Annotated in this window: 13 protein-coding genes; 3 read left to right on the forward strand and 10 right to left on the reverse strand. The window is 54.4% G+C overall.

Features of this window, described 5'->3' with window-relative positions; genetic code table 11:
- Nucleotides 1–64: 64 nt before the first annotated feature.
- The 8 genes from ACWI0H_RS19755 to ACWI0H_RS19790 all read right to left on the reverse strand — a co-directional run bounded on the left by ACWI0H_RS19755 (nucleotide 65) and on the right by ACWI0H_RS19790 (nucleotide 9,631).
- Complete coding sequence (locus ACWI0H_RS19755) at nucleotides 65–1,273, reverse strand: M24 family metallopeptidase (protein ID WP_485874316.1); 1,209 nt, start codon at nucleotides 1,271–1,273, stop codon at nucleotides 65–67.
- Nucleotides 1,274–2,308: 1,035 nt separating this feature from the next.
- Nucleotides 2,309–3,397 carry an NAD(P)-dependent alcohol dehydrogenase gene (locus ACWI0H_RS19760; RefSeq protein WP_133731750.1) on the reverse strand — a complete coding sequence of 363 codons (1,089 nt, stop codon included), beginning with the start codon at nucleotides 3,395–3,397 and terminating at the stop codon, nucleotides 2,309–2,311.
- A 50-nt stretch (nucleotides 3,398–3,447) separates the two neighbouring features.
- Nucleotides 3,448–4,356, reverse strand: coding sequence for a SphA family protein (locus ACWI0H_RS19765; protein ID WP_485874317.1), 909 nt, complete (start codon nucleotides 4,354–4,356; stop codon nucleotides 3,448–3,450).
- A gap of 92 nt (nucleotides 4,357–4,448) precedes the next feature.
- A complete protein-coding gene (locus ACWI0H_RS19770; RefSeq protein ID WP_485874318.1) occupies nucleotides 4,449–5,915 on the reverse strand; it encodes an aldehyde dehydrogenase family protein in 1,467 nt (488 codons plus the stop codon).
- A 51-nt stretch (nucleotides 5,916–5,966) separates the two neighbouring features.
- Entirely contained in the window at nucleotides 5,967–6,971 is a 1,005-nt protein-coding gene (locus ACWI0H_RS19775) for an MBL fold metallo-hydrolase (RefSeq protein WP_253028116.1), read from the reverse strand.
- A gap of 120 nt (nucleotides 6,972–7,091) precedes the next feature.
- The gene (locus ACWI0H_RS19780; protein WP_253028115.1) at nucleotides 7,092–8,642 is read right to left on the reverse strand and encodes an FAD-binding oxidoreductase; all 1,551 of its coding nucleotides are present in this window, start codon (nucleotides 8,640–8,642) and stop codon (nucleotides 7,092–7,094) included.
- A 31-nt stretch (nucleotides 8,643–8,673) separates the two neighbouring features.
- Nucleotides 8,674–9,210 carry a hypothetical protein gene (locus tag ACWI0H_RS19785; RefSeq protein ID WP_253028114.1) on the reverse strand — a complete coding sequence of 179 codons (537 nt, stop codon included), beginning with the start codon at nucleotides 9,208–9,210 and terminating at the stop codon, nucleotides 8,674–8,676.
- A gap of 4 nt (nucleotides 9,211–9,214) precedes the next feature.
- The gene (locus ACWI0H_RS19790; RefSeq protein WP_138799585.1) at nucleotides 9,215–9,631 is read right to left on the reverse strand and encodes a c-type cytochrome; all 417 of its coding nucleotides are present in this window, start codon (nucleotides 9,629–9,631) and stop codon (nucleotides 9,215–9,217) included.
- Nucleotides 9,632–9,994: 363 nt separating this feature from the next.
- On the opposite strand from ACWI0H_RS19790, the gene ACWI0H_RS19795 reads away from it, so the two are divergent.
- The gene (locus tag ACWI0H_RS19795; protein ID WP_253028113.1) at nucleotides 9,995–11,701 is read left to right on the forward strand and encodes a sigma 54-interacting transcriptional regulator; all 1,707 of its coding nucleotides are present in this window, start codon (nucleotides 9,995–9,997) and stop codon (nucleotides 11,699–11,701) included.
- A gap of 407 nt (nucleotides 11,702–12,108) precedes the next feature.
- On the opposite strand, the gene ACWI0H_RS19800 is transcribed toward ACWI0H_RS19795, so the two are convergent.
- Both ACWI0H_RS19800 and ACWI0H_RS19805 read right to left on the reverse strand, forming a co-directional pair.
- The gene (locus tag ACWI0H_RS19800) at nucleotides 12,109–13,815 is read right to left on the reverse strand and encodes a sigma 54-interacting transcriptional regulator (protein ID WP_485874319.1); all 1,707 of its coding nucleotides are present in this window, start codon (nucleotides 13,813–13,815) and stop codon (nucleotides 12,109–12,111) included.
- Between the two features lie 68 nt (nucleotides 13,816–13,883).
- Entirely contained in the window at nucleotides 13,884–14,042 is a 159-nt protein-coding gene (locus tag ACWI0H_RS19805; protein ID WP_158414199.1) for a hypothetical protein, read from the reverse strand.
- A 127-nt stretch (nucleotides 14,043–14,169) separates the two neighbouring features.
- Between ACWI0H_RS19805 and ACWI0H_RS19810 the strand changes: the two genes are divergently transcribed.
- Nucleotides 14,170–14,409, forward strand: coding sequence for a ferredoxin reductase domain-containing protein (locus ACWI0H_RS19810; RefSeq protein WP_035562946.1), 240 nt, complete (start codon nucleotides 14,170–14,172; stop codon nucleotides 14,407–14,409).
- Nucleotides 14,410–14,595: 186 nt separating this feature from the next.
- Entirely contained in the window at nucleotides 14,596–15,576 is a 981-nt protein-coding gene (gene catA / locus ACWI0H_RS19815; protein WP_035562943.1) for a catechol 1,2-dioxygenase, read from the forward strand.
- The last annotated feature ends 77 nt before the right edge of the window (nucleotides 15,577–15,653 follow it).

The following is a 15,653-nucleotide window of genomic DNA, read 5'->3' on the forward strand; positions in this document are numbered from 1 at the left end:
TCTGTGCGTTACCACCACCTACCTGACAGAAAAAGGGGGACAATCCCCCCTTTTGTTTGACTGTTTACTTGACGATGTTGTGCTCCGGGCCATAAGGGAAGCCGGTAATGTTCTCGGCCCCATGCTCGTTGACCACCAAGATATCGTGTTCACGGTATCCGCCAGCTCCCGGACGCCCTTCTGGTACCGTGATCATCGGCTCCATGGAAACCACCATGTTGGGTTCGAGCACCGTCTCGATATCTTCTCGTAGTTCGAGGCCTGCTTCTCGGCCATAGTAGTGGCTGAGGGTGCCGAAGGAGTGGCCGTAGCCGAAAGTACGGTATTGAAGTAGATCGTGCTTGGCGAAGATTTCATTGAGCTCATGAGCAATATCACAGCAACGTACACCGGGTTTGATCAGCTCTTGACCACGGCGGTGAACTTCGCAGTTAGCTTGCCAGAGACGCAGATGCTCATCGGAGGCATACTCGGAGAACAGTGTTCGCTCTAGTGCGGTATAATAGCCTGATATCATTGGGAAGGTGTTCAGGCTAAGGATATCACCCGGTTGTACGCGGCGGCTGGTCACGGGGTTATGTGCACCGTCAGTGTTGATACCCGATTGGAACCAAACCCAGGTATCCATCAGCTCACTATGCGGGTAGGTCTTGGCGATTTCGCGTACCATGGCAGCCTGTCCCGCCAGCGCAACCTCATACTCCGGAACCCCGGCCGAAATGGCATCACGAACGGCCACACCGCCCACGTCGGCGATGCGGGCACCCTGACGAATCAGCGCGATCTCTTCAGCGGACTTGATCATGCGCATTTTCATGGTGGGGACGCCGATATCGACTAACTTCACGTCACCTAGAACGGCCAACAGCTTCTGCTGGTTCTGCAGCGTCATATGGTCGAACTCAACACCAACGCGACGGTTGCCTGCGCAGAGCTGCTTTACGGCCTTAAAGAAGTTATCTTTCTGCCAGTCCGTATAGACGATATTGCCGCCCAAGTGATTGCGGCGGAAGGGCTGGCCGCCGTCAATATTGGCGGTCACGGTAGTAAAGCGATCTTGAGTGACGACCAGGCCATAGTCACGACCAAACTTACAGTAAACAAAGTCGCTGAAGTAGTTAATGTTATGGTATGACGTCAATACCACCGCTTCGATATTTTCCTTCGCCATGTAGTCGCGCAGACGCGCCAACCGATCCTTCATTTCGCTATCCGAGAAGGTCGGTATCACCTTTTCACCATTGGGGATTTCGATTAGTGACGGCAGTTGCATATTGTTATCTCCACTCTTAATTCATTGGAATCGCTTTACCAGCTTGGACGGTATCTGAATTATCCGTGCCACAGCGCCTTTTTTATCAGGTTCATTAAAACGCGCTCTTTTCTGCTAGTAGGAATGAATATGACCAGCATCAACACCTAGTACCAATAACTAGTGTAAATGCGACTATTAGCGGATAAAATGCTGTCTTAATTCAAACTCTTACGTATTATTTAAGAGGAAAACCATAGATCTGACACTGCCAATATTTACCAAGGGAAAAGATCTCAGATAGGTCACGAACTTAGCCAACATAAAGTCGTTGGCAAGCTAAACCGCTACTCAGAAAAGGTTGAGGCTATAAAACCCCAATCGACGAGTTCCTATGATATTAGTCAGGCGTACTGAAAACCAAAGACACTGTGCTCCTGAATTCAACCAATGCTTGAACTCAGGCCTTAATAGCAGTAATTACTTCACTCTGATCATATTTAATTTTATACAGCGTAAATTTAATGCTCTCTATTACTAAGTAGACTTCCTCCCTCTTCATCACTAAATACTCCAAATACCTCAGATAAACAAATGTTAAAAAAATAATTAAAATCATGCTTAACTGGGACTACCACCAAAGCCACCTCACGCTTTTAAATATTAGCAAAAGTAAAAGCTATGGAAATACGTATTTAATTCTAATGCTATACTCAGAAATGGATGAATTTGAAGAGTTGTGATCTGACTACAGTTTTCCGAGCAGAAGGTGGATGCATATAGCACGACAGCACAGATGTCGTGCTATAGGGGGGCTTCTAACCCAATTCAATACATAGAGTCTGAGCAGATTAGTCGCCAGCGACTAATCCGCATATTGATCAAAAACCATATATCCTGATGCAATAATGCAACGCCCTCATCGTCACCCGTATAGCAGAGCCAAGCCCTTGACCTCGAATACATGGCCTCCGACTGTAGCTGCTAGCGTTACTCTTCTCTTTCAAAGATTTATATAATTATCGGTGCCGAATTCACCCATTAGTCTCTACATATTTAGCCGATCTTTAGTACCGGCTTGACGGTAGTGCCATTTTTGGAGTCTTCGAAGGCTTGGTTAATCTGATCCGCTGGGTAGAGCGTGACCAGCTTATCGAAAGGAAAGCGACCTTCTTTGTAATAGGCAACCAACTGAGGGATGAACACCCGTGGTACCGAATCGCCCTCAATCACACCAATCAGGGACTTTCCTTCCGCCATCAAGTCGTGGTGAACATCTAACGTAACCTCTGGGGTGACACCGACAATTGCCGAGACACCTAAAGGACGCAGAGCCTGTAGTGACTGACGTACCACGAGTGGCACACCGGTTGTTTCCACAGCGTACTCACTGCCATTACCGGTAATCTCTCGCACGCGCTCAATAGTTTGTTCCTGCTTGCCATTAACGGTGTGAGTTGCGCCCAGTTCGCGAGCGAGCGCCAAGCGACTTTCGTTTACGTCCACCGCAATGATGCGCTGACAGCCAATGATCTTAGCTGCCATGACCGCGGAAAGGCCCACCGCGCCACAGCCATACACCACAATCGAGCTACCAAATTCAGGTTTCAGACGGTTAAGCACTGTCCCCGCCCCCGTCTGAATACCGCAACCCAATGGGCCGAGCATCGCTAGTTCGACCTCGCGATCGACCTTCACTGCGTTACGCGCGCTTACCACGGCGTGGGTAGCGAATGAAGATTGGCCGAAGAAAGTGGCCAGTGCCTCGTTATCCCGCTGCAGCCGATGGCTGCCATCCTCCATGGCACCCCCGAAATTGAGTTCGTTGAATGTACCGCAGACGGTTGGATGCCCGGTCAAACAGTGATCACACTCTCCACAGTGTGCAAACGACAGCACCACATGGTCGCCAATTTCCAGACCCGTCACACCTGCACCGAGCGCCTCGACGACGCCAGCTCCTTCGTGCCCCAACACAATAGGAAACGGCGCAATCCCCAAGTCACGGGCCACCGCATCAGTGTGACACACGCCAGTCGCAACAATACGTACGCGTATCTCGCCGCTAGCCGGGTCAGTCAAGTCCACGTTTTGCCACTTAAAATCGTCACCCTGCTTAACCGTAACCGCTGCATTAATTTGCATGACTCTTCTCCCTTCGTGCTCCCGCCCGAAACAAACGGGGGCAGCTCAAATCAAAAAAACTTAGTCAACTGCAGGCGAAGAGTATTTCCATCGCTCTCCAAACCTTTTAGACCACCGGCCTGCGTGTCGTACTCATGATAATAGGCCCCTTTGAGCATCACACCGGCGGTGGCCCACAGGTAGCCTGCTTCAGCCCCAATTGCATGGCGCTCCGCCTTGTCTGTGGTTGGCGCCCCCTCATCGGCTTCTAGTTGCCAAGCGTTATAGCCGACCAACCCCAGCTCAAGACCGTTGTTCAAGCGATGGCCGAGCCCCCACTCCACCAGCCAACTGTCTCCGGGAGTGACGCCGGTATCGTCTTGTTTGGTCTTGATCTCATATCGCGACAGGGCCGAGATGTTCCAACGCTTCTCCTCGTCAAAGTGCCACATGCCGCCCAAGGTAAGCATGGTAGTGCCGTATCCTTTGCCCACCGAAGCTGGGTTATCGACATCAAAGTCAGCAGTGTCGAACCAGTGGCCGCCAGCGAAGGTAATATCCCATTGGGAACCGTGCCAACCGAGAATTATTGGGCCAACAAATAGATCACCGATGCCGTCATCGTCGAAGCGGCTCCCCCCGGCAACATCCAGATCAAACTCGATATCCAGCATGGGAATAATCGTCTCCATGCCGTAATCGGCACCTAGAACCGTCTTATCTGTCATCCATATAAACCGGTGGGCTAGTGCACTGACCGTGCCGCTATTGTTCCCCGGCACGGATGAGTCGGAACCGTCATTGAAGCTGTCGACCTCATAATGAACCAGGTAGCCTCGATAATAGAGTCCTTGGGGCGGTGCCGCCGCTGCGCCCAAGCCCTCGATGCCGAGTGAGTAGTGGCCGTTAACGGCTAGTGCCGAAGGCGCTGCGGCACTAGCACTGAGTGCCGCCAGGAAGATGGAGGACGTTTTTTTCATGGCTTGTTGTCTCTTTTATCAGCCAACGAGTCACCCTCCCGAGTCGGGTGACAAGCGTTGTTATACGGGTAAAAGGGGGATCTTCTGGGGAGTTAAAAAGGATAACGACGCGGCGTTTGCTGCACGCTGATCCAGTGGTCGGTAGTAAACTCCTCGATTGCCCAATCACCATTGAAACGACCAAGGCCCGAGTTCTTCTCACCACCGAAGGGTACATGAGCCTCATCGTTAACTGGCATATCGTTGATATGAGTCATGCCTGCCTTGATGCCCTGGGCAAAGCGCATTCCGCGCTCGATATCGCCACTGAAAACGCTGCTGGAGAGGCCGTACTCAGTGCCATTAGCCAGTTCTAGTGCGTGAGCCTCGTTGCGGGCTTTCTGAATACCGACCAACGGACCAAAGATCTCCTCACGGCTGATTTCCATATCCGAGGTGACATCACTGAATACATGCGGTGGGATCAACTGGCCATTAATCTCGCCCTCTACCAAAACGGTAGCGCCTTCACGCTTGGCAGTAGCAATCTTCTCTTCCAGCCCTTCACGCTGCTTGACGTTGATAACAGGCCCAACGACCGTAGCCATATCGTTGGGATCACCCACTTGCAGTCCTTTCACCTTGGTGACAAAGCGCTCGACAAAGTCGTCATAGACGCTTTCATCAACGATGATGCGGTTGACCGCCATGCAGATTTGTCCTTGGTGGAGAAATTTACCCATCGCCGCGGCGTTAACTGCCTGATCAAGGTCTGCGTCATCCAACACTACGAAGGGGCTATTGCCACCAAGCTCCAGCGCCACCTTCTTAATATGTTCACCGCCGCTGGCGATTCGCCCGATACCGCGGCCTACCTGGGTCGAGCCCGTGAAAGAGATCATACGGGGTACGCGGTGTTCGACGAAAGCATCCCCGATTTCGCTGCCAGCACCGACCACCACACTGAGTAGGCCGGCGGGCAGACCAGCCTCCTCGAAGATCTTCGCTAGCAGTAGTCCGCCAGTAACCGGCGTATCGCTAGCTGGCTTAACCACTACCGCATTGCCCAGCGCCAGCGCGGGGGCGATGGAACGCTGAGAAAGATGTAACGGAAAATTCCATGGGCTGATAACCCCCACCACGCCAAGAGGCTTGCGGTAGATACGGTTTTCCTTACCTGGCACGTTGGAGGACATCGTCATACCGTGGACACGCCCCGGCATACTGGCAGCTTCTCGGGAGATACCGCGAGCCGCCCCCCACTCAATGTTTGCTTTTAGACGTGTGCTGCCTGATTCACGAATCAACCAGTCAATAATTTCTTCTTTACGCGCATCGAAGATCGCTACCACACGCTGCAATAACTCAGCTCGCTCAGCAGGTGGCGTCGCCGCCCACTCGGTTTGGGCTTGTTCTGCCGTCGTGAATGCGGCATCCAAATCATCGCGATTGGCTAAGCGCGTCGTCAGCAGTACGCGGTTATCGTAAGGGTTGAGAACTTCGGTGGTACGCTCGCTACTGCCCTCGCGCCATTTACCACCGATTAGCTGAAGATAAAAATCGCTATAAGTGCCGCTCATTTTGTTGCTCCTTTGAATGCTCAGAGTCGTTACTACTGGTCGCAACCAACCTCATTTATAGATATCGAGATCTTCGGAAAGCACGAATTCCCCATCGTAATAATTGGCCATTTCATTGGTCAGCTGTTCGTCGCTCTGGCCAAAAAATAATGGGTGATTCATTACTAGTAACTCGGGGGCTATATGGCGACCTATCTCGGCTAGCTGTTGCGTACTGGTATGAGCGTGGTACAGATAGTTTTGCCAATCTTGCGGGAGCTGACTTACGCCTTGCTCACTCATCACTTCATGAATCAAAATATCGGCACCATCGAAGTACTGGTAAAGCTCCTCTTCATGCCGAGTATCTCCACTGATCACCACCGTTTTTTCGGGTGTTTCCACGCGATAGCCAAAGGCCATGCCATCTGCCCAACTTCCGTGATGAACGTTAAAGGCGGTAATGGTCACCTTGTCATCTTGGTGCACGACCTGAGTGTCGCTGATCTCACTCACTTCAACTGTGAAACCATCTTCGCTAGCAGGTTGGGTACCGTGCAGCCGATGTTCGATATCGTCCAAATACGCTTCAAGAATATTTGTGGTCATCGCCTTCGTACCCTGGGGACCAACTACCTTCAGCGGTTCGCTACGGCCCATAATCCATGGACGAAGCATCAGCTCGGGCATACCCATCACATGGTCAGAGTCGAGGTGGGTGAGAAACACCTTGTTCATCGCTCCGTAAACCGAATTGTTGTCGAAGTAGATATCCTCAGGCATGAAGTCCTCACCGGAAAGGGCATCGAAGTTCCTCACGAAGCCTGGACCGGCATCAAACAGATACATCTCCTTATCCACCACAATGAGTATCGATTGGCCTGCCCGCTCATGTTTCAAAACCGGAGTTCCTGTACCGAGCATCACCACTGTCGTATTGCTTTTATCACCAGGGGCATTTGCGTTTAGGTGACTTTCATCCCCATTATTGGCTAGCGCGCCACTCAGTGCTTGGATAACCAGTAAGCCTGTCAAGGTTATGGTCATCATTGGCTTAAACTTGAAATTGGGCTTCATCTGTTCCCACCTTCTTGTATCGTTATTTTCTATGGCCCGTACCTAAAATTGAGAAAGACTCAATTCAAGCGGCGGAAGTTGATGGAACTTGGAACATAACTGGCTTCCGCGAACTCAAGTCTACTGACGGATACCCGATTTACCTGGCGATAAGATGCCATTGGGATCCAGTGCATTCTTCAGAGCGGTATGCACATTGCGCAGCGGCTCGCCGAACGTTCCGGCTACTTGCTCCATGAACTCAGTGTTAGTGCGGTAGAGGCCATAGCCCCGCTTGGCGAACTCATCAATCAACTCTGCAAAACAGTCATGAGCGCGTTGAGTCTCTTCTGGATCTTCACGGTTGTAGAGCAAATCGATGACATGGTGCATATCGCGCCAGCCGACAATGTACTCGGCTACGTAGTCAAAGCCATACTTGCCGAGAATTTTTTGAGCTAACTCAGTCTGATCCTTAGTCTCACTACCCTTGGCCTGTGACACCGGGGCAAACCACATAGAACCGCCGCCACCGCGCCAGTTGTACAGCCCAAACTCCTGCAGATTCATGTCGCCCTTCATCAACGCCGAGCGATACTCGAAGCCGCCACCACGCTGTTCGGCTTCATCGCCATACATGATTTTAGCTTTGCCGCTGGCCCCAAATGCTTGCTCGACGATATTCCAGTTGACCTCGATCTGCTCGGGTGTGCCGTAGAGCGCCGCGTAGACGTTCCACTCGCCAATGCCTTCATCTTGCTTGATCCGCTCTATGGCTTCCCTTGGTATGGATTCTTTACCATCGTAATAGTGCTTGCGTACCACATGGGTACCTGCGTCCCACAGGGTATGCACAATCACTACTGCGTTAGGAATGATTTGAGAGATACGCAGTGGTCGCAGCACATCAACGATCTCAGCGATATCTTCGGGATCCTGATACTGGATCAAGAAAGGTCGATAAGCCGGTGGTTCGGGCATCAGCCACAATCCCATCTTAGTCACGACACCATAGTTGGATTGGGTGAAGAGACCATCGATATAGGGACCATAGCCCCACTTGAATACCTGCCATGAACTGGAATTCTCAATTCCGCCCATGCCGGTGCGAATCATCTCACCATTGGCCAGCACCACTTCCATGCCGCACTGAAACATGAAGTGCTCGCCGTAAGGGGTGTAGCCCACACCACGATCAAGGGTATTGCCAACTGGCCCAGCAATCGCCGACGGTGCGGGCGGATCTAACCAAAGCTTGTAGCCTTTCTCTTGGATATAGTCGTAGAGCTGCTGGTACGTGACGCCGGGTTCGATCAGCGCTGTACAGACCTCAGGATCCACACTGAGAATACGATTCATGCGATGAAGATCGAGAATGACTTGGCCGGTTTCGCCGGGTGCAGCTGACCCGTATCCAAGGTTTTTACCCGTAGAAATGGTCCAGATCGGTACTTTATACTCGTTGCAAATACGTACAAGTTCCTGCACCTGCTCAGCGTCATTGGGCAGCAACGCAGCCGAGGGAATATAGTCGGAAGCATCTCCAGCCATCATTATTTTGGTATAGGGTGCTAGCTGTTCGCTCTCGGTCAGAACGCTCTCGCTTCCAATCGTTTCGCGAAATTGATTTAACGCGGCATCGAAATCGGCCTCTGCAATGCCTTTAGGCAGAATACGCTTTGTCGTGCTCATAAACGTGTCTCTCGATTATTGTGATAAAGATTCAGAGTTGGACCAGGAAGCTCAGCTCGCTGACATTCGTCGTAGTTGGCGTGCCCAAAAAATGTCGCGCATGACGATCGCGAGCTGAGGCCAACGCTAAGCGGGCATATTCACGTCCTAAAGAAGCTTGCCAACTTCCCGTTTCAATAGTCGTTGGCTCGACAATAGGCCCGCGGTGACTTAACAAATGATGCTGGTTTGACTCATGGCGCCCCAGTGCAAGAATCCGACCACGTCCGGCAAGCAGGCTCGTAAGTAGTACGATCCCCGACTCATCGGTAAAGCCGGCTGCCAGCGTTCCGCTGGGTAAGGCACTCAGCGCTAGCGGGTTAAGGCGTCCTTCATAGCGTGGTTTCAAACCTAGCTGACGGAGCCCAAGCCCTAGCTCGGTGGTCGACTTATTACTACCGTAAAGATTGATCTGGCCTTGCTGCGACACATTTGCCTGGTTCGCGGCGAAGGCACTACCTATCGATAACGGTGCGGTGGCGCCCAGTAATAAGCTATTTTTAAGTAACGCACGGCGTGTTAGCTTCATGGCATTACTCCTCACCTGTGGCAGCATTTGCCAGTTCACCGCGTAATAAAGCGTCAATCAGTCCCTCAAGCTCGGCATCACTGATTTTGGCTTCACGGAATGAAGGCATCGCAGCACGGCCTTGCCTAACCGTGTTACGAATATGATTACCCCTCGCCTCCCAGGCCCCTTCAGGAAAAGGCATGGTAATCATGGGCCCAACTGCTTTATCTAAGTTGTGACAATGAGAGCAAACCTGTTGATACACCTCGGCAGGTTCTCGCTCCTCGGCAGCTGTTGCCAAGCTAGCGGTTGTTAGTGACAACAGCAGGCCACTTACAAGTGCTAGGCGCTTAATAGCAGGACATGAAAGGGGCCTAAACGGCAGGCGGGTTGGGCCGTTGCTATCCACGGTGTTCCTATCGGTTGTTATGTTGTACATATCAGCATCTTCCGTTATTTCGACAGGGGCATGTCATAACCAAGGTACCCAGCACGACCATTGAAAATCTAATACTTTAGTATAAATCAATGACTTATCGCTGGTCCTTTAGCAACTACCTTTCAAAAAGCGTGCCGATTTAAGAAATAGGACAGCTATCAAGGAATTAACTGATCTACATGACTTTTTAATCCGCCTGGCGAACATCCGTTCGCAAATAGCGTTTAATCATTTGATTAACCCTTCATCAAATCATCAACCGACTTTCACTTCTTTGTAGTTGTTGTGCTTTTCCAAGGCAGCAAACCAAGTGATACTCTTTTGCTTCTTCCCCCTTCGCTACCAACCTCAACGTGAGTCGGCATGTTTATTTCATCTTCTGACTACCCGAATGCTCGCGACTTAATGGACGCGCTACGCTTTCTGCCTGAAGAGGGTCAAATTTGGCTAGGCGAGCAGCGCATGCTGCTGATGCCACTTGCCGCGTCGACATTCTTTCGCAACGAGTTAATTACGACGTTGGGCATGGAGCGCGCCCGGGGGATCTTTATGCGCCTCGGCTACTACTCAGGACTGATGGATGCCGAGCTTGGCGAGTCGTTGAGGGGAGAGCGTTTAGGGTTGGAGGAGAGCTTTCTCGCTGGGCCACAGCTACATGCGTTGCAGGGGCATGTGCAGGCTGTGCCGATCAGCCTGGAGATGAATCTCGAGCAGGATCTTTTTTATAGCGAATTCATATGGAAAGGTTCGTTTGAAGTGGACGTGTGGCGTGCACGCGGACGACAGCGTGAGCCTGCATGTTGGACATTGCTGGGTTACGCGTCAGGCTACGCCACTCAACTATTGGGCCGCGAAGTACAGTACAGAGAAGTGAGTTGCCGAGCCTGTGGCGACGACAATTGCCGTATCATTGGTAAGCTGGCCGAAGAGTGGCCCGATCATGTCGCCTTTGCTGAATTACTGCGTGAAGCTCCTCTGATTGACGAGCTTTACGAACTTCAGGCGCGTATTGCCACACTGGAAAGCGATCTGGCTCGCACACGAAACCAGGAGACCTGGGGGCCAATTGGCTCAACACCAGCCTTTCGAGAGATGCTCACCATGCTCGACAGTGCTGCTCCCTCGGAGGTTCCCGTGTTGCTATTGGGCGAAACCGGTACGGGAAAAGAGATTCTTGCGAGACGTCTGCATGATCATAGCCTCCGTGCCAGCGGGCCATTTATTGCAGTAAACTGCGCTGCTATACCGCCTGAACTCATTGAGTCAGAGCTCTTTGGCGTCGAAAAGGGCGCCTACACGGGTGCGGTGCAGTCACGTATGGGCCGTTTTGAACGCGCCGATGGAGGCACCCTATTTCTGGATGAGCTTGCTGAACTTTCACCGCGTGCACAGGCAGCGCTTTTGCGCGCGCTTCAGGAAGGTCAGATCGAACGTGTCGGCGGCGAGAGCGTCACAGAGGTCAACGTGCGTATCGTTGCCGCTACCCATACTGACCTACTAGCACGTGTTGAACAGGGCAATTTTCGCCAGGATCTATTTTACCGCCTTAACGCTTTTACGTTGAGCGTACCACCGTTATACCAGCGCCTTGACGACATCGTGCCATTGGCGGAGCACTTTCTCACCCACTTCGAGCATCACTACCAGCGCCGCACACTTGGCTTTTCCGACCAGGCTCGCTCAGCCATGCACCAGTACCGCTGGCCAGGAAACGTTCGCGAACTCAAGAACTGCGTCGAACGAGGTGTGATTCTCACTGCTGACAATAAACACATTTCTGAAAAAGCATTGTTTGGTGATTACCGCGTCCCGACACTGGAGCGCGAGAAAGCTCAAGGCCTTGATGATTCGGGCATGCTCATGCCAACACTCGACGACAACTCCAGCAACGTATCTCCTAGACAGCGTGTTCAACCACTCCTAGACGCTGGCATGACATTAGAAGAGGTAGAAAGAGCACTAATTCAAGCTGCCAATAGTGATAGTGGCGGAAATATATCTGCAGCAGCGCAGCGTCTAGGAATGACACGTGCAGCCTATGCCTACCGTCTTAAAAAGCATCGACTCTAACTATTGTGTGCCCGCACGAATAATATTCTCCATGTCTCCAAGGAATCACGCCGTAAAAAAAACGGCGATTATCGCGTATCATTTGACCACCTTTGGAGCCGTACTCAGATCAGGGGGTATGGAGATATATACTCAAACCAAGGGCTGCTAGAACAAGGAAAGAAGTATAGTGACGCTACCTTACGAGCGGACATGTGCAATTATCCAGACTGAAGCTATTCTCATTGAACTGAGCAAGGATAAATCCGTGCCTCCCCCTGCACAAGCGCATCGGCAAGGCGGCCTGCTCTGTCTTGATCTCGCACATCGCACGGTGACCGTGCAGCGGCTCACTGGGTGATGTGCGGTCTGTCCTGCCCCCACGGCTCTACTGTCGTTGCCCGCCATGTAGGCCGTCGATTCATTCGCTACACCTTTCCCGGCTTCTTCAGCCGATAGTCCAGGGCCGCCCGGCTTAGCCCCAGGCGCCGGGCGGCGGCTGAGATATTGCCCTTGGCCTCGCGATAGGCTTGCTCCAGTAGTGCTTCCTCCAACGTCTCGAGCGCGATGCCGCCTTCCAGAATGCTGGTACACAGCGTTTCCAGAGCATCGCCGGTATCGCTCGTTGCTGAGGTGTCTGAGGTGAGGTGCCCGCTGTCGCCAAGTACCTGACCAACAGGATCAGGCCGTTGGCCGAACAGCGCCTGCTCACTAATAGACTGACGGTCGCCGGTGAGGATCACACCACGCTCGATGGTGTTCTGCATCTCGCGGATATTGCCCGGCCAGGCATGACGGTGCATGGCCGCCAGGGCCTGGTCGGTGAAGCCCAGGGTCTTGATGCGATAGTGCTGCTCGAAGCGGGCAAGAAAGTGCTCGGCGAGCGGGGGGATGTCGTCGCGACGCTCACGCAGCGGCGGGATCATCACCGGATAGGCATTGAGCCGGTAGAAGAGATCGGCGCGGAAGCGACCGTCCTGGACGCGCTCCGTCAGGTCGCCATGGGTGGCGGCGATGATGCGGACGTCGACGTGGTAGCTGGCCTGGCCGCCGACGCGCTCGATCTGCTTCTCCTGCAGTACCCGCAGCAGCGCCGCCTGGGCGCGCGGCGAGAGCTCGGCGAGTTCATCGAGGAACAGGGTGCCGCCGTGGGCACGCTCGAAGCGCCCGGCGCGGGACTGCACCGCGCCGGTATAGGCCCCCTTCTCGACGCCGAACAGCTCCGACTCGATCAGCTCGGGCGGGATGGCGGCGCAATTGACCGCCACGAAGGGACCGGTAGAGCGCTCACTCTGCTGGTGGGCGCGGTGGGCGAAGATCTCCTTGCCGGTACCGGTCTCGCCGAGCAGCAGGATCGATACCTCGGAGCGCGCGGCGCGGTCGATCAGGTCGAGCGCACCCAGGAAGGCCGGGGCCTGGCCAATGGGGCGATGACGCTCCTCGCCCTGGTGTCGGACGATGTCGTCTTCGAGATAGGCGATGCGTGACTGCAACTCATAGAGCTCGTCGATCAGTGGATCCTCGCGGAAGAGTTCGGCGAAGGCCTCGTGATCTTCCCATTCATGGGCCGGCTTGCCGACGATGTGACAGCGCTCGTCGCCACGGCCCCGGCACTCCACCTCGCGATACTGGATCTCGTGGCCCAGGAACTGGCTGGAGTAGGCGCAGGCATAGCCCAGCTGCAGCCAGCACACCGGCTCCTTGAGCAGGCCGAAAGCGCTGTGGCTGATGGCCACCTCGTAGGAGTCCTGCCACTCGAACTCGCTATAAAAGTGCCCGCTCTGGGTGTCGATCTCCAGGGCGATGGGCGCCACCTTCACCAGCCCGCGCAGGGCGTGGAGCTGAGGGCCGGTCAAAAAGCCATCCTCCACCGACATGTCCTGGCCGCGTACTGCCCGGGCCAGCTCGGCATCCTGGATGCCGGCATGGTAACCCAGTCGCATGAAGAAGCTGCGCGCGCGCTGCAGGCCCATGGTATTGACGATCTCCTTGCGGAAGGTGGCCATGGTTTGTACTTGCAGCAGCAGCATTCGCTGCTCGCCGAGCCAGATCTGGCCCTCGTCAGGCAGGAAACGCAACTTGTCGAGAATGTCCTGGCTGTCGGGGTAGTGCGGGGTCGTCAGGAGTGCGGGCATGGGGTTCCTCGTGGCGTCAGGCGGTCGCGTGTTGTTCTATTATTGGCTGGGTTGTTCTTTAGTCTAACTCAGCCGGCCGGCCGGTCTTGTCGCCGGCGAAGGCCACAGCATAAGTCCCCAATGCGTTTTCCACCAACATCCGCCTGGCCCAGCCCCGGCTTTTCCAGGATTTCATGTTTTTGTGAAGCTGCGCCGCAGCATTTCACCATTTCCTTGATCTCTCTCATGCCAGCTCTCCTGTGAGCTCTCACTTCCCATGACGCAGGTCATTGTTTCGCAATGATCTATGCCTTTTTTTCGGAACTTGGCACGGCTCTTGTAACACCTGGGTGACGACTCACTCGGAGGTGCTAGATGTCCCAGTCATCCATTCCCAGGAACCTCAAGCGCTTTGTGCGCGTAAAGGAGAGAAGCGAACGTTTCGAACAGCTTGCCGCCGAGCACGAGAGTTTCACCTACGTGCCGGCCCTTAATTCACCCCTAGATGATGACGCCTGGGATGGTTTCGTGGGCTTCGTTCAGGATACGGCCAATACCTACTTAAATGGCCGCTTCAGCGAGCACAAGGCCTACCTGTGCGGCCGTCGCCGATGATCGATACCACCTCGGGGCCTGATGAAGGGCCGGCTGTTCGAGCGCGACATTGATATGGAGCGCTTCCTCACCGCCGCCGATGGTGCCGAGACGACCCAACGCTCGGCCCTCTTCAAGCGCATCTGACCGACAGCGGGTCGTCGATCGGCGCCGACCCGCACGGAATAACACAATAGGAACAACACCATGACCGTGAAGATATTCGGCACCCCCGAAGTGCAGGATTTCCTGAAGACCGTCGCCGGCTTCGACCAGGAGGGCGGCAACGAGCGCGCCAAGCAGATCATGCACCGCCTGATCTCCGACCTCTACAAGCTGATCGACGACTTCGACGTCAGCGAGGAGGAGTACTGGTTCGCCGTCAGCCTGCTCAATGCCCTGGGCCATGATACCCAGTTCGGCCTGCTCTCCCCGGGCCTGGGCTTCGATCACTTCCTGGACATGCGCCAGGACGCGACCGACGCCGAGGCCAAGCGCACCGGCGGCACCCCGCGCACCATCGAGGGCCCGCTCTACGTGGCCGGCGCCCCGGAAGCCGAGGGCTTCGCGCGCATGGACGACGGCAGCGACCCGGATGCCGAGGTGATGTGGCTGACCGGCCAGGTGCGTGACGTGGACGGCACCCCGATCCCCGGCGCCAAGGTCGAGATCTGGCACTGCAACTCCAAGGGCTGCTACTCGTTCTTCGATCCGACCCAGGACGAGTACAACATGCGCCGCACCATCTACGCCGACAGCGAAGGGCGTTATACCGCGCGCAGCATCATCCCCTCCGGTTACGGCGTGCCGGAAGGCGCCCCCACCGACGTGGTGCTCAAGTCCCTGGGCCGTCACGGCGAGCGCCCGGCGCATATCCACTACTTCATCTCCGCGCCGGGTCACCAGCACCTGACCACCCAGATCAACCTGGCGGGCGACCCCTACACCTTCGACGACTTCGCCTTCGCGACCCGCGAGGAGCTGGTGGTGACGGCCAAGCGCATCGAGGACAAGGACGAGATCGCCAAGCGCGAGCTGGACGGTTCCTTCTCCGAGGTGGTGTTCGACATCGAGCTGGCCAAGACCGAGCAGCCCGAGCTGCAGCACCGCCACGCGCGTCCGCGCGCCAAGGCCAAGGAAGACGAGCAGAACCAGGCCAGCCAGCTGGCCGCCAGCGCTAAGGTCTGACGATCGAAACTGAAAGACCAGCTGGCGTTCGGAGAGCCTTGTTAGGGCTCTTAAATGCAGAAAACCATCAACACATA

Source organism: Halomonas sp. NYA30 (genome assembly GCF_976980765.1).

Coding starts and splice junctions, on each gene's coding strand:
- ACWI0H_RS19755 (WP_485874316.1), bottom strand. CDS start 1,273: ATGCAACTGCCGTCACTAATCGAAATCCCCAATGGTGAAAAGGTGATA.
- ACWI0H_RS19760 (WP_133731750.1), bottom strand. CDS start 3,397: ATGCAAATTAATGCAGCGGTTACGGTTAAGCAGGGTGACGATTTTAAG.
- ACWI0H_RS19765 (WP_485874317.1), bottom strand. CDS start 4,356: ATGAAAAAAACGTCCTCCATCTTCCTGGCGGCACTCAGTGCTAGTGCC.
- ACWI0H_RS19770 (WP_485874318.1), bottom strand. CDS start 5,915: ATGAGCGGCACTTATAGCGATTTTTATCTTCAGCTAATCGGTGGTAAA.
- ACWI0H_RS19775 (WP_253028116.1), bottom strand. CDS start 6,971: ATGAAGCCCAATTTCAAGTTTAAGCCAATGATGACCATAACCTTGACA.
- ACWI0H_RS19780 (WP_253028115.1), bottom strand. CDS start 8,642: ATGAGCACGACAAAGCGTATTCTGCCTAAAGGCATTGCAGAGGCCGAT.
- ACWI0H_RS19785 (WP_253028114.1), bottom strand. CDS start 9,210: ATGAAGCTAACACGCCGTGCGTTACTTAAAAATAGCTTATTACTGGGC.
- ACWI0H_RS19790 (WP_138799585.1), bottom strand. CDS start 9,631: ATGTACAACATAACAACCGATAGGAACACCGTGGATAGCAACGGCCCA.
- ACWI0H_RS19795 (WP_253028113.1), top strand. CDS start 9,995: ATGTTTATTTCATCTTCTGACTACCCGAATGCTCGCGACTTAATGGAC.
- ACWI0H_RS19800 (WP_485874319.1), bottom strand. CDS start 13,815: ATGCCCGCACTCCTGACGACCCCGCACTACCCCGACAGCCAGGACATT.
- ACWI0H_RS19805 (WP_158414199.1), bottom strand. CDS start 14,042: ATGAGAGAGATCAAGGAAATGGTGAAATGCTGCGGCGCAGCTTCACAA.
- ACWI0H_RS19810 (WP_035562946.1), top strand. CDS start 14,170: ATGTCCCAGTCATCCATTCCCAGGAACCTCAAGCGCTTTGTGCGCGTA.
- catA (WP_035562943.1), top strand. CDS start 14,596: ATGACCGTGAAGATATTCGGCACCCCCGAAGTGCAGGATTTCCTGAAG.